The 13,755-nt window shown below is 63.9% G+C and carries 14 protein-coding genes and 1 pseudogene; 11 read left to right on the forward strand and 4 right to left on the reverse strand.

What is annotated here, in order from left to right:
* The first annotated feature begins 122 nt into the window (after positions 1–122).
* Positions 123–1,118, forward strand: coding sequence for a Bug family tripartite tricarboxylate transporter substrate binding protein (locus AC1D2E_RS04045; RefSeq protein ID WP_478196215.1), 996 nt, complete (start codon positions 123–125; stop codon positions 1,116–1,118).
* Positions 1,115–1,870: an HpcH/HpaI aldolase family protein gene (locus AC1D2E_RS04050; RefSeq protein WP_478196216.1), complete on the forward strand. Its 756-nt coding sequence runs from the start codon at positions 1,115–1,117 to the stop codon at positions 1,868–1,870. The genes AC1D2E_RS04045 and AC1D2E_RS04050 overlap by 4 nt, the downstream gene beginning before the upstream one ends.
* Positions 1,871–2,077: 207 nt before the next feature.
* On the opposite strand, the gene AC1D2E_RS04055 is transcribed toward AC1D2E_RS04050, so the two are convergent.
* Together AC1D2E_RS04055 and AC1D2E_RS04060 are read right to left on the reverse strand one after the other, a co-directional pair.
* Positions 2,078–3,313 (reverse strand): ISL3 family transposase, encoded by a 1,236-nt coding sequence (locus AC1D2E_RS04055; RefSeq protein ID WP_478196217.1) that lies wholly within the window; start codon positions 3,311–3,313, stop codon positions 2,078–2,080.
* Between the two features lie 167 nt (positions 3,314–3,480).
* Positions 3,481–3,603: pseudogene (locus tag AC1D2E_RS04060) on the reverse strand (ATP-binding cassette domain-containing protein); the annotation flags it as partial.
* Positions 3,604–3,917: 314 nt separating this feature from the next.
* Here AC1D2E_RS04060 and AC1D2E_RS04065 point away from each other — a divergent pair.
* The gene (locus AC1D2E_RS04065) at positions 3,918–4,361 is read left to right on the forward strand and encodes a cupin domain-containing protein (protein WP_478196218.1); all 444 of its coding nucleotides are present in this window, start codon (positions 3,918–3,920) and stop codon (positions 4,359–4,361) included.
* Positions 4,362–4,536: 175 nt separating this feature from the next.
* On the opposite strand, the gene AC1D2E_RS04070 is transcribed toward AC1D2E_RS04065, so the two are convergent.
* Positions 4,537–5,535, reverse strand: coding sequence for an alpha/beta fold hydrolase (locus AC1D2E_RS04070; RefSeq protein WP_478196219.1), 999 nt, complete (start codon positions 5,533–5,535; stop codon positions 4,537–4,539).
* Between the two features lie 34 nt (positions 5,536–5,569).
* Positions 5,570–5,773 carry a tautomerase family protein gene (locus tag AC1D2E_RS04075; protein ID WP_478196220.1) on the reverse strand — a complete coding sequence of 68 codons (204 nt, stop codon included), beginning with the start codon at positions 5,771–5,773 and terminating at the stop codon, positions 5,570–5,572.
* Positions 5,774–5,861: 88 nt separating this feature from the next.
* Here AC1D2E_RS04075 and AC1D2E_RS04080 point away from each other — a divergent pair, with 88 nt between their 5' ends.
* The 8 genes from AC1D2E_RS04080 to AC1D2E_RS04115 all read left to right on the forward strand — a co-directional run bounded on the left by AC1D2E_RS04080 (position 5,862) and on the right by AC1D2E_RS04115 (position 13,623).
* The gene (locus AC1D2E_RS04080; RefSeq protein ID WP_478196221.1) at positions 5,862–6,782 is read left to right on the forward strand and encodes a LysR family transcriptional regulator; all 921 of its coding nucleotides are present in this window, start codon (positions 5,862–5,864) and stop codon (positions 6,780–6,782) included.
* A gap of 197 nt (positions 6,783–6,979) precedes the next feature.
* Positions 6,980–8,245, forward strand: coding sequence for an aromatic ring-hydroxylating dioxygenase subunit alpha (locus tag AC1D2E_RS04085; protein ID WP_478196222.1), 1,266 nt, complete (start codon positions 6,980–6,982; stop codon positions 8,243–8,245).
* A 1-nt stretch (position 8,246) separates the two neighbouring features.
* Positions 8,247–8,717, forward strand: coding sequence for an aromatic-ring-hydroxylating dioxygenase subunit beta (locus AC1D2E_RS04090; protein WP_478196223.1), 471 nt, complete (start codon positions 8,247–8,249; stop codon positions 8,715–8,717).
* A gap of 8 nt (positions 8,718–8,725) precedes the next feature.
* Complete coding sequence (locus AC1D2E_RS04095; RefSeq protein ID WP_478196224.1) at positions 8,726–9,043, forward strand: non-heme iron oxygenase ferredoxin subunit; 318 nt, start codon at positions 8,726–8,728, stop codon at positions 9,041–9,043.
* Between the two features lie 8 nt (positions 9,044–9,051).
* Entirely contained in the window at positions 9,052–10,269 is a 1,218-nt protein-coding gene (locus AC1D2E_RS04100) for an NAD(P)/FAD-dependent oxidoreductase (protein WP_478196225.1), read from the forward strand.
* Between the two features lie 47 nt (positions 10,270–10,316).
* Complete coding sequence (locus AC1D2E_RS04105) at positions 10,317–11,021, forward strand: fumarylacetoacetate hydrolase family protein (protein ID WP_478196226.1); 705 nt, start codon at positions 10,317–10,319, stop codon at positions 11,019–11,021.
* Positions 11,022–11,105: 84 nt separating this feature from the next.
* Entirely contained in the window at positions 11,106–12,239 is a 1,134-nt protein-coding gene (locus AC1D2E_RS04110; RefSeq protein WP_478196227.1) for a cupin domain-containing protein, read from the forward strand.
* Between the two features lie 94 nt (positions 12,240–12,333).
* Positions 12,334–13,623, forward strand: coding sequence for a helix-turn-helix domain-containing protein (locus AC1D2E_RS04115; RefSeq protein ID WP_478196228.1), 1,290 nt, complete (start codon positions 12,334–12,336; stop codon positions 13,621–13,623).
* Positions 13,624–13,755 lie beyond the last annotated feature (132 nt).

Raw genomic sequence — 13,755 nt, forward strand, 5'->3', positions numbered from 1 at the left:
AGAAGTGCTTCGCGCGTAAGTGGATCCACCTCATTGACATATTTCTGGGTGTCTCGTACATTGCGAAAAGTGGATCCACTATTTCAGGAGATCCCAAACTCAGCACTGGATTGGAGACGACAATGAAAATGCATGCCGGACCTCGGGCGCTTTGGGCCAAGCCTCGGGCTTGGGTCGCCTTTGCGGCGCTCGCCCTCGCGTTTGGAACGTCCGCGGAAGCGCAAACGTATCCCGACCGGCCGATCAAATGGGTCGTCCCGTTTGCCGCTGGCGGCGGTGGCGACACCACCGCGCGGCTGGTGGCGCGCGAGGCCGAGAAAATGCTGGGCCAGCCCTTCGTCGTGGAGAACAAGCCCGGGGCGGCCACCATCGTCGGTGCCCAAGCCTTCCTGTCGTCCCCCAAGGATGGATACACCGTTTTCTCCGGGAACGACTCGCTGGCCACCAACCTGTACCTGGTCGAGAAGGTGCCCTACAAGCTCGACGACTTCGTCGGAATCTCAGTCATCAGCAAGTCGCCCCTGGCCTTGGTCACGCGCGCGGACTTCCCCGCCAAGGACGCGGCCGAGCTCATCGCCCAGATCAAGGCCAGCAACGGCAAGCTCTCATACGGGTCTTGGGGCATCGGCAGCACCTCGCACCTGGCCATGGAAACGCTGTTGGACCGCACCGGAGCCAATGCGGTTCATGTGCCCTACAGCGGATCCGCCCCGGCATCGCTTGCCCTCATGAGTGGCCAGATCGATCTGATGTTCATCGACGTGGGCACCGGCCTTCAACCCGTGAAGGCCGGCAAGATCAAGCTCTACGCGATCTCGACCAAGGAGCGCAACGTTGCGTTTCCCRATACGCCCACCTTGGGCGAGGCATTGCTGCCTGGCTTCGACATGTACTCCTGGAACGGCCTCTGGGTGCGCGCGGGAACGGCTGCCCCCGTCCTGCAAAAGCTCAGCGTGACGGTACAGACCGTGGTCAAGTCGGCCGACTTCCGCAAGGACCAGTTCGATCGCGGGAATATCCCCTGGGGCAGCACACCGCAGGAGTTGGACAACCTGCTGCACGACAACGCGCGAGCGTACAAGAGCATCATCGAGAAGCGAAACATCCGCATGCAATGAGCCTGTTTCCCATTGATCCGGGACGTGTCTCGATCGGAACATTTGTCAAAACGCCAAGTCACCAGACCGTGGAGATACTGGGGCTGTGCCGGCTCGACTTCGTCGTGCTGGACGCCGAGCACGCGGCGTTCGATCGCACGAGCATGGACGTCATGCTGCTGGCCGCACGCGCCGCAGGCCTTCCGATGCTCGTGCGGATTGCCGAGCGCACGGATGCGGCGGTGCAGTGCGCTCTTGACCTGGGCGCGGCCGGGATTGTCGTGCCCCACGTCGACTGCGCCGCCGACGCCATTGACGCGGTTCGAGCAGCCCGCTTTGTAGGTGGCCGGCGTGGCCTTTCGCTTTCCCCGAGGTTTGCCAATTACGGGACGATGGGACAACGCGATGCGGTGGCGCGAGGCGACCAATGCGCCATCGTCTGCCAGATTGAAAGTGCGGCGGCCGTACGCGAGGTTGAGGCCATCGCTGCCGTCCGCGGAGTTTCGGCGCTGCTGATCGGGCGCCTGGACCTCGCGCTATCGCTCGGCGTCGAGGGTCCGGCCCATCCGGCCGTGCTTGCCGCTGTGCGGCGTATCGTCGCGGCAGCCCGTGCGGTGAAGTTGCCAATAGTCGTGGCCATCGGCTCGCATTTGGAAATGGCCGACATGCACAGGGAGGGTGCGCATGCCTTCATCATCGGCTCGGATCAATCCTTGCTCAAGGAGGCAGCAGGCGGCCTGAGGACCGCACTGGGCACGCAGCCCTTGCTCTAAGCGTGGTACCTGAGCAAGCATTCTGGCAACTCCATGTCGAGGTCGCGCTGCCAAGGGGCGCCGTGGACGCTAATTCCCACTTGCCGGGACAGAACGTGATGCCGACGCTGAAGTTGGCGAACTCAGTGCGAGGAAGGCGACCAAGCCGAAGAGTGCCGCCGTTCGATTTCATGGCGACAACCCTCTCAAAAGAGGCTCTGTTGAATATCAAGTGGGTTGCGGAGCATGCGGGTTGATCGCTTGAAAGTCGAGCTTCCCGGCGATCAGGAAGATGACCGTCTTGATGGTGGACAGGCGAACGAAGGCGCGCGCGCGCCGCTTGGCAGCCTGGAACAGGCCGTTGATGGCCTCGAGGAATCCGTTGGTCTGGCGCGTCTGCGTCCAGGCCACGATGCCGTCCATGTGGCGGCGCACGAGCTCGGCAACTTCCTTCATCGGTTGGACCTTCGAGCGCATGACGCAGGTGCTCCAGTACTGCAGCATGTGGCGCGTCACGTTGACCTGCTTGCGCTCGAGGATCTCTCGCAAATGCTCCTTGTAGAGCCACGCTCGGGCCGTGCGTTTAAGGGTCGGCTGTGTGATCAATGCGTAGAGATCGGCGGCGGCCTCGGGCTTGAGGCTGTAGCTGTCCTTGAGCAGCGTCCAGCGCATGCCTTTGAGGGTCTTGTCGGTACGCTGTTCGATGCGCCGTGTCCTGTCCACCGCGGCGTTGGCGTGCCAGATGACGTGGAACTTGTCGAACGTGATTCGAGCGTTGGGCAACTCCTCGCTCACGCCCTTGATGAAGGCCGGCGACATGTCGATGCTCACCGAACTGATCTGCTCTGGGGCACAGCCATGAGCCTCCAGATCGCAGGCCAGTGCCGCAATGGTCTGGGCGTCGCGGCCCTCGGTGACGAAGAGCACGCGGCGAGCGACCGCGTCGGCGGCGAAGGTCACATAGTCGTGTCCTCGGGCACGCGAGGTCTCGTCGATGGCCAGTGCGGTGACTTCGCTGAAGTCGGCCAGCCCCAACGCCATCTCCACGTAGCGATTGCAAACCTCCATGACCCGATAGGCGGACTCGCCCACGATGCGCGCGACGGCCGCAAAGGGCATCTGCTGCGCAAGCATCAGCACGAGCGCCTCGAACAGCAGCGTGAAGCCCGACAGGCGCCCGGCAAAGTCGGGCTCGACCAGGCGAACCGAGCCATTGGGCATCTTCACGCGCGGCGTGCGCACGTGCAGATGGCACTCGTGCTGGAAGAAGTTCAGGTGCCGATAGGTCTTCGCCACCGTGTCGTGCACGGGGTGCGTGCCCTCATGCCCGGCGATCGCGAAGTGTGTTCCAGGCTCGAAGTCGACCAACACGGTCAGCACCCTGGCACCCTCATCGAACTCAACCGACTTCACCGACCACGGCGCAGCAATCCCGAGCGCCGCTTCGAACAGCTTGGCAGTCATTGCGCAACCCCTCAAAGAGTTCAGCCAGCCGAAATATTACCCACTCGAAATTCAAGAGAGGCTCAAAAGACAACGGCTGATATGGCCGCAGAACCAAGTCCTTGTTGACCATCACCCGTATCGGAATGCCCGGCCGGATCGTCAGCGTCGGCTGCATGCTTACGTTGCGTGGTCGATTTGCCTGCACCATTGGCGTCGAGCAGCGCGTGGATCTCACCGGCGCGCACGTCGAGGCTCACGCCGTGCAGCGCGACTATGGAGCGCTGGTACACAGCCTCGATGCGCAACAAGGGAGTTGTGCTTCTTGCCGGGGCCCATGTCGCCCAAGCGCGGCAGCACGTCGCCGCCGAGGCCGCGCAGTGTGGTGCTTTCAAGTTGCAGAGCCAAATCGTTGCATACCCGCTCGGCTTCACACCGAGAGGTTGAAGTGCCGATCACGACGAGGTCTGCGCTTGCTCTCTTGCCCCAATACGGGTGGCAGCGATATTCACATCGTGACGCCATCCTAGGGCAAGTGGACCAATTCGCCATAGGCTGCGCGCCATGGCTTGTGCCTGCTCGGCGCGGCGCGCAGACTCATGCTCCCCGTCTGGAGGCATAGATCATGACGATTCCGTACTTTGTCTTGACGCCCGATCAGCGCGAAGCTCCCCTGAATGTGGTTGGCACGCAAGTCACGGTGCTTGCGTCGAATGCGCCAACACAGAGCTATGGGATCACTTTTCAACAGGGGAACGAGGGAACCGGTCCGCCTCCGCACAGCCACGACTGGAACGAATCCTTCTACGTCCTCGACGGCGAAATCAACTTTCTCTGCGACGGTCGCGCCCACGCCTGTCATCCTGGAACGCTCGTGCATGTACCGCGCGGAACGGTGCACGGCTTTCAGTACGGCAAGGGTGGTGGCCGGATGCTTGAGATCACCGGGCAGAACGCCTTGGCCGCCCAAATGTTCACCGCCGTCGACCATGAGATCCCGGTGGGCCCGCCCGATATGCCGAAGCTGTTGGCCGTTCTCGATCGCCACGGCGTCACTGTCGCAGCCTGAACGGCACACAAGGCCGCGTCCAGCGTCGTCCGGTCCAGGCTGTCGCGTTCGATCTCGTATGGCAGGTGTGCAGCGGTTCAGGTCTTTCCCAACCGCTCTGAGTGCTGACGCCGTGAGGCCGGCTCCGGTCATCAAGGTGACGCGTCGCGAGACCGTATGAACGTGAGCCGGGATCCTATCGCTCGAGGAAAGTTGCCAGGTCGCTTGTGAACTTGAACGGATTCTTGAACGCGAGGAAATGATCACCCTGCTCCGCGCCGGAATAGACGTGCAATTCCGACCCAGGGATGACCGAGTTCAGCCACTTCTGCGCAGACAACGAATCGCTGTACTCGCCCGTGAAGATGGCCGTGGGGACGTTGACCTTGTGACGGACTACGTCACGCCAATCATTGGTGGCGTGGTCGAAGAGCACTAGGCTCATGAACCTCATGTCGTTCCTGACGAAKTCACGCGCAAAACTCTCCGAGTTGACGAAGGCGGGTGAGTCGGTCAACTGATAGCGTTCGAACGCCTTCGACCCCACGTAGAGCGAGTTGGTCGGTGCCTGTCCGGTGAATGCGGCAATCATGCGCTCGGGCGAACTGGTGATCCCGCCAGCATCCTGGCGCTCCTGTTCAGACCAGTCAGCATGGCTGTAAATCGAGAGTGGCTCGTCGATGAACACCGCTTTGCGGATGCTGCGCGTGCCGTAGAGGTCGATGTAGCCCCAAAGGACCGAAGCGCCCATGGACCAGCCGCAAAAGTCGGCCGACTTCAACCCGAGATGGTCCATGAAATCTCTGAGGTCCGCGCTGAACCGTGAGATGCGATTGCCATAGTCCACTTTCTGCGAGAGCCCTTGGTTGCGAGGATCAAGCACATAGACGTGGTACCGCTTGCTCAGCAGGTACATCACATTGACGTATTCCGCGCCGTTGGCAGTCCATCCGGGGATGAAGATCAGCGGCTTGCCCTGACCCGCCTCCCAGTACGCGAGCTTGACGCCATCGTTGGTCTGGAAACTGTTGATCTGCAGGCCCTGGAAGTCTGAGAGCTTCGCAGGCAAGCCTTCGACCTCGTGAGGGAAGGTGTAGTCCTTCCCCAGCACCTTCAATGCGGGCTCAGCCATGGCATGCCCCAAACCAAGAAGAAGGAGGAAGGTGACGACGATGCGCGAAAGAGCGTGTTTCATACATGTTGTCCGGACTCATCATCCAGGAGATGGATCAGTCGGTGCCTGCTTCCGGCGCCTTGCCGAAAAGCTTGCCTGCACCCGCCCAGTCGGAGGCCTTCACATCTTCGAAGATCACGTAGATGTAGTTCGGGTCGGTCGCGGTGTGACGGACGATGCTTTCCGTGATTTCCGCAGCGACTTTTTCCTTTTGCCGATGGTCCTTGCCTTCGAACCAGCTCACACGAACGACGGGCATGCAATGCTCCTCAAGAATGGATGGAAGCCGCCTATGCTAATGAAGAAATAGGATTGATAATCACGTGATTCATACACTCTAAGTAGAAATGAATTCCACATTGAAGGAGCGTGATCCATTGTCCGGGGTGGCGGTGTTCGTGGCAGCGGCACGTGCCGGCACATTCACCGAGGCGGCCGACCGGCTGGGCCTGACGAAGTCGGCGGTGGGCAAGACCATTGCCCGGCTGGAGGACCGACTCGGCTTCAAGTTGTTCCATCGGACCACGCGCCTCACCAAACTCACACCGGATGGCGAGGCGTACCTCGCCGCATGCGTTGCGGCCATTGAGGAAATCACCGCGGCACAGGCCGCTCTGTCGTCCCACAATCAGATCCTGAGCGGACGCTTGCACATCGACATGCCGGTGGCCTTCGGCCGGCGGGTGCTGTTGCCCGTGCTCATCGAGATCACCCGTCCGCACCCAGACTTGAGTTTGACCCTCACCTTCACCGACGCCACCAGCGACCTGCTGCAGGATGGTGTCGATCTGGCGATCCGCTTCGGCGCACTGCCGGACAGCAGCGAACTGGTGGCGCGGCGTCTGGTGACGCAGCAGCGTGTGATCTGCGCCTCACCAGCCTATCTGCGTGCGCACGGCGAGCCGCACTCGCTGACCGACGTACGCAGTCATCGTTGCATCGTGGGCTCGCCGAAAGGACCGCCCCAGGTCTGGTTCGTGAGCGACGGCGGCACGCAGAGGCGATTCACTCCGCCGGCTACGCATCGCTTGAGCGATGGCGAGGCCATGGTCGAAGCCGCAGTCGGCGGACTCGGGCTCGCCCAATTGCCCATCTCGCTGCTGCGGGAGCCGTTGGCCAAGGGGCTGTTGAAGCCCGTGCTGCAAGCGTATTCGCCCGTCGGCGTCGACATTCATGCGGTGTGGCCGCAACAGGCGCACCTGAGCCCGCGCGTACGCTACGTGGTCGACCAGCTCATCGGGTATGCGGCCAAGGGGCGGCTGGACTGACCCACCACGCGCCGGATGATCTCAAGACGACCAGGAGGTTGAGATCGATGTCCTTGAGTTCCACCGCGGCCTCACATTCACAAAATCAATTTGAACTATTGGCCACATTCTATTGAACGATGTGCCCGGAATCTCGATGATTGCCGTACCGCGATACGACACGCAGGTCGTCCCACACGACCGCACAGGAGACAAACATGGACGACACATCGACAGTGTTCCCGCAAAAGATCCACTGGGAAGGCAAAGGCACGAGCCGCGTTCCCTTCATGGCCTACACCGAGGCCGACCAGCATCGGCGCGAGCTGGAGCGGCTGTTCTACAAGGGCCACTGGTGCTACGTCGGCCTCGAGGCRGAAATCCCCGAGGTCGGCGACTTCAAGCGCACGGTGGTCGGCGAGCGCTCGGTCATCATGGTCCGCGATGCCGAAGATTCCATCAGCGTGGTCGAGAACGTGTGCGCGCACCGGGGCATGCAGTTCTGCCGGGAGCGCCATGGCAATCGAAAGGCCGAAGGATTCACCTGCCCCTACCACCAGTGGAACTACACGCTCACCGGCGACCTGCAGGGGGTGCCCTTTCGCCGCGGCGTCAAGCAGGATGGCAAGGTCAATGGCGGGATGCCGCCGGACTTCAAGCCCGCCGACCATGGCCTCAACAAGCTGAAGGTCGCAACGCGCGGCGGCGTGGTGTTTGCGTCGTTCGACGCCGACGTCGAATCGCTCGAAGACTTCATGGGGCCGGAGATCCTGCGCTATTTCGATCGCCTGTTCAACGGCCGGAAGCTGACGATCCTCGGCTACAACCGCCAGCGCATCCCCGGCAACTGGAAGCTGATGCAGGAGAACATCAAGGACCCCTACCACCCGGGGCTGCTGCACACCTGGTTCGTGACCTTCGGGCTCTGGCGCGCAGACAACAAGTCCGAACTGCGAATGGACCGGCATCACCGCCATGCCGCGATGATCTCGACCCGCGGCGCGAGCGGCAAGGCGGACCAGGTGACCCAGGTCTCCAGCTTCAAGGAGAGCATGCAGCTCAATGACGACCGATTCCTCGACATCGTGCCCGAGCCCTGGTGGGGCGGCCCGACGGCGGTCATGATGACGCTGTTCCCCAGCGTGATCTTCCAGCAGCAGGTCAACAGCGTCTCGACGCGGCACATCCAGCCCAGTGGCCCGGGCGCGTTCGATTTCGTCTGGACGCACTTCGGCTTCGAGGACGACGATGCCGCGATGACGCAGCGCCGCCTGCGCCAGGCCAATCTCTTCGGGCCAGCGGGGTTCGTGTCAGCCGATGACGGCGAAGTCATCGAGCTGTCTCAAAAGGGCTTCGAGCAGAAGCCTTTCCATCGCACGCTCGCCGAGCTCGGTGGGCGTGAAGTCGGCGACACCGACCACATGGTCACGGAGACGCTGATCCGGGGAATGTACGAGTACTGGCGCAAGGTCATGGAGGCTTGAGATGAACTTCCAGGACTACTTTGAACTGAATCAGCTGTACGCCAGCTACGCCAGCGCAGTCAGCTCCGGGCAGTGGGAGCTGTGGCCCGAATTCTTCACGGACGAATGCAGCTACCGGCTGCAGCCGCGCGAGAACTACGAGCGCGGCTTTCCCCTCGCCACGCTGTCGTTCGAGAGCAAGGGCATGCTGAAGGACCGCGTGTACGGCATTCGCGAGACGCTGTTCCACGACCCCTACTACCAGCGCCACGTCGTTGGCGCGCCGGTGGTCCTGAAGGCCGACGCGGATCGCTTCGAGTGCGAGGCCAACTACGCGGTGTTCCGCACCAAGCTCTCCGAGCTGTCGTCGGTCTTCAGCGTCGGCCGCTACATCGACACCGTCGTGCGCACCGAACAAGGACTGAAGTTCGCGTCGCGGCAGGTCATCTATGACAGCGAAATGATCCCCAACTCCATCATCTATCCGCTCTGAGGACAGTCATGAACGAATCCCAATGGACCGATGCCGCCCCTCTGGACGATGTGCCCGCGGACGATGTCATCGGCATGATCGTCGACGGACGCGACATCGCGCTCTACAACGTCGAGGGGCAGATCTACGCGACGGACAACATCTGCACGCATGGCCATGCCCGCTTGTGCGAGGGTTTTCTCGAGGGCCATGAAATCGAGTGTCCCTTGCACCAGGGCAAGTTCGACGTGCGCAACGGAGCGCCCCATTGCGCGCCCGTGACCGAGGCGATTCGCTCGTACCCGGTGAAGATCGAGGCGGGCCGCGTGTTTCTCTCGCTCGGCTGATCGTCTTCATGAGCACCGAGACGATCGTCATCGTGGGTGGCGGCCAGGCGGGTGGCTGGGCTGCACAGACCTTGCGCGCCGAGGGCTTCGGAGGCCGGATCGTCCTGATCGGCGACGAAGCGCACCGGCCCTACGAGCGCCCTCCGCTGTCCAAGGCGGTGCTTTCGGGCGCCTCGAGCTCGGACACGACCTACCTGCAGAAGCCGGAGGCCTTCGAGGCCCTGAAGGTCGACTGGCGCCCGAACGTCAGTGCGACCGCCATCGACACGAAGTCCAGGCAGCTTCGACTCACGCACGGGGAGTCCGTCAGCTACGACAAGCTGATCCTTTGCACCGGAGGGCGGGCCCGTCGCCTGAGTATCCCTGGCGCGGAACTTCCCGGCGTCTTCACTCTGCGCAGCATCAAGGACTCGGAGCTTCTCGGCGCCGCGCTGGCCACCGGCAAGCGGCTGCTGGTCATCGGAGGCGGCTGGATCGGCCTCGAGGTTGCTGCGACGGCCAGGAAGAAGGGGCTGGAGGTGACCGTCGTGGAGGCCATGAATCGGCTGTGCGAGCGTACCGTTCCGCCGGACATCTCCGCCTACCTGCAGCGTCTTCACACATCGCACGGCGTCCGGGTCGAGCTCGGGGCCAGCGTCGATCGCCTGGCGCAGACGGCACACGGAAGCTTGAGGGCCACGCTGGGAGACGGGCGCGAGATCGAATGCGATGCCGTGCTCGTCGGCGTGGGCCTGATCGCCAACGACGAACTCGCCCGCGAGGCCGGCCTGGATTGCGATGGCGGCGTCTGCGTCGATTCGCAGTGCCGCTCATCGAATCCCGACATCTTCGCCGCCGGCGACGTGGCCGTCTGGCATTGCGAATGGGCGGGACGCCGGATGCGGCTGGAATCCTGGCAGAACGCGCAAGAGCAAGGCATTGCCGCCGCACGCGCTGCGCTTGGCACTACGGTGAACCACCAGCCCCTGCCCTGGTTCTGGTCGGATCAGTTCGACGTCAATCTCCAGATCTATGGCATGCCGACGCCGGCCCACCAGGTCGTGGTGCGGGGAAATCAGGACGCCAATACTTTCGTGATGTTCTTCCTGGACGGCGACAAGGTCGTGGCGGCACTGGGCCCGAATGCCGCGCGCGACCTGCGCTTTGCGCGCCGGCTGATCGAACGCCGCACCACTGTCGATCCAGTGCAACTCGCCGACCTCCAGGTGCCCCTCGCCAAGCTCTAGCCCCGCCGATCCGGCAACGGATTCCCACTCATTCTCCTGGAAGCATCATGACCACCACCTACCTTTGGACCCCTCCCGTCATCCCGTCGCTGCCGGTGCGCGGCAAGGCCGAGCGCCTTCCCGTCAACCGCCTTTTCTTCGTTGGCCGCAACTATCACGCGCATGCGGTCGAGATGGGACGCCCGGTCGACAAGTCGGCCGAAGTCCCCTTCTACTTCACGAAGAGCCCGTCGACCCTGGTGGAGTCCGGCGCGACCGTGGCCTACCCGCCCGAGACCCAGAACTACCACCACGAGATGGAACTGGTAGTGGTCATCGGGGCGCCGGGCTTCCGCGTCAAACGTGACGACGCATCCAAGTTCATCTACGGCTATGCCTGCGGCCTGGACATGACGCGCCGCGACCTGCAACTGGTCGCGCGCGACAAGGGCCGGCCGTGGGACCTCGGCAAGGATGTGGAGCAATCGTCCGTCGTGTCCGAGATCGTGCCGATGCCGGGCAAGGTGCTCGAGACCGGCGCGCTGACGCTGAGCGTCAACGGCCAGCCACGCCAGACCTCCGACCTCGACAAGCTGATCTGGAACATCCCGGAGCTCATCGAGGACCTGTCGAAGTTCTACCACCTCCAGCCGGGCGACCTGATCTTCACGGGCACCCCCGAAGGTGTGGGCCCCTTGCAACCTGGCGACCGCATCGACGGCAGCGTCGCCGGCGTCGGAGAGATCGTGCTCAACATCGGCCCGGCCGAATAAGCATTCGATTGCCGGCCCTCTCGAACAACAAGGCAGGCAGCAGGCGACGTCACGCCGCGGCGCTGCCCCACGAAGGAGTCTCCCATGACTGTCGACACCGCCCCTTCTCCCGTTCGCCTCAAGGCCGTCGCCGGTCCCGGCCAGCCCGACCCGAGCCCGGCGCTGGAAGCGCTCTATCGCGGCTTCGAAGCCGAGCTCCTCGTGCCGCTCTGGACCGAGATCGGCGACCTGATGCCGAAGCATCCGCGCAGCAAGGCGACGGCGCACCTCTGGCGCTGGGATCGCCTGCTGGAGCTCGCCGGCGAAGCGGGGCGCATCGTGCCGGTGGGCCGCGGCGGCGAACGGCGTGCGATCGCGCTGGCCAATCCCGGGCTGGGTGGCCGTCCCTTCGCAACGCCGACCCTGTGGGCCGCCATCCAGTATCTGATGCCGGGCGAGAACGCGCCCGAGCACCGGCATACACAGCACGCGTTCCGGTTCGTCGTCGAAGGCGAAGGCGTCTGGACGGTGGTCAACGGAGACGCCGTGCGCATGTCTCGCGGCGACTTCCTGCCGCAGGCCGGCTGGAACTGGCATTCCCATCACAACGCCGCGACCGCGCCCATGGCCTGGATCGACGGACTCGACATTCCGTTCTCGTACCTCACGGAATCCCAGTTCTTCGAGTTCGGACGCGAGCGCGTGGCGAGCGCCGAGATGGGCACGCCCGATCGGTCGCGCTCCGAACGCCTGTGGGGGCATCCTGGGCTGCGCCCCCTGTCGCAGCCCGAGTCGCCAAGTGCCACGCCGCTTCTGGCCTACCGTTGGGTGGATACCGATCGGGCGCTCGCCGATCAGCTCGCGCTCGAGGCAGAGGGCCACGCCGGCACCGTGAGCCCCGGCCATGCCGCGGTGCGCTTCACGAATCCGAGCACCGGCCGCGACGTGCTGCCAACGATCCGGGCGGAAATGCATCGCATCCAGTCCGGCGCCAGCACGGTGAAGCGTCAGGAGGTCGGCTCCTCGGTGTTCCAGGTGTTCGAGGGCAGCGGCAAGGTGAAGGTCGGTGAGCGCGAGTGGTCGGTGAAGCGCGGAGACATGTTCGTCGTGCCGTCGTGGGCGCCCTTCAGCGCGCAGTGCGACCCGGGCCATGCCTGCCTCGACCTTTTCCGGTTCAGCGATTCCCCGATCTTCGAGGCGCTGAACGCCCACCGCACGACCGCGATCGACGGCGAGTAGTCGTGCCCCCGGCGTGCCGGCAGGCCGGGATAGTCCGGGTAGTCACCGGCCGGCCGTGACCGGAAACTCACCGAACGCTGGGAGAGATCGACCTTTGCGCTCGCAATCCACTTCGCCGGACCTGCCTGACTTCTTCAACACCCGAAGCGAGCGGATAGCGCTGGCGCGTCAGCGCTATTTCGAAGAGGGGCTCTTGCCGTCGGGGATCGTCAGCGACGCTGTCTACGAGTCCTGGGCGCGATGCCAGCGGCTGCATTCGGGGCCCGCGCAGAAGGTGGCGTTCGAGCCTGTGTCCACCAGCCGCGCGCACCTCGCGCTGCAACGCAATCGCGACCTCGTGCAAGCCTGGCAGCAGGAGCTGCCCCATCTGCAGACGGTGCTGGGGACGACGTCCTGCGCCGCCATGCTCACCGACGCGACGGGGGTTCTCGTGGGCGCCACCTGCGTGGGACGTTCGCACGAGCAGATCATGCCCATCGCGACCCGCACAGGCGTCAACCTGTGCGAAGAGGCCGTGGGCACCACGGCACCTGGCGTGGCCGCGCGCACCGGAAAAGCCGTCTCGGTCGACGGTGCCGAGCACTTCTTCGACGCGGTCAAGGCCATGCACTGTGCCGCGGCGCCGATCTACAACACGCAAGGGCGGCTGGCGGGTGTGCTGGACATCTCGAGCGAATCGATCCCCTTCAACTTCGACGCCGCGGCCGTCGTGGGGGCGTACGCGGCAGCGATCGAGAATCGTCTCTTCGTCACCCAGTCCAGCGAACACCTGGTGATCCGGTTCCAGATCGACGGCAGCCTGCTCGATTCCAATTTCGTCGCCCTGGCGGGCATCGATTCCACGGGGCGGCTGGCCTGGATGAACGGGACAGCCTCCCGGCTCCTGGGCCTTCCGCCGGGCGTACGGCAGACGGCCACGACCTCGGCCGAGGCGACATTCGGAAGCTCGCTCACGCATCTCGCCTCCCTGCCAAGGTCCGGGGCCGGACTGCTTCACCTCGCGAATGGCCTGATGGTGTGGGCACGTTGCGAAATGAGGGCGCCGGACGGTCATCGCGACTTCGTCCGAGGCGCCGGAGGGGCGCTCGAGCGGACCGGCGAATCGGCGCCATCCGACGTCTGCGCCCTGCTCGATCCGTGCCCACCGGCGACCGACCCCGAAGGTTGTGCCGACGCCGAGGAGGTGGCAGCCCGGAGTTCGCTGACGCGCATCGAACTACCGTCCGCCGAGATTCCGATCAAGCTGAAGGATCGCGGCAAGGACCTGATCGAACGGACGCTGGAGAGCTGCGGCGGCAATGTGTCCAAGGCCGCCGAGCTCCTCGGCGTCTCGCGCGGATTGATCTATCGGCGGCTCCGCAGCGGCGAGYGCTCCGCTCACTAGCACTGTTCCAAAACGGAACAGAACGCTCGCCGGGTTTTCCCGATGTTCCTCGCGCCGCAGGCGGCGTCTTACCTTCCACGCTTCGCTGTCGATCGCTCGGCGCTGCGTCGTGTCGGCGGCGAAACGAGTGAC

The organism is Variovorax sp. P1_H2, from assembly GCF_056405295.1.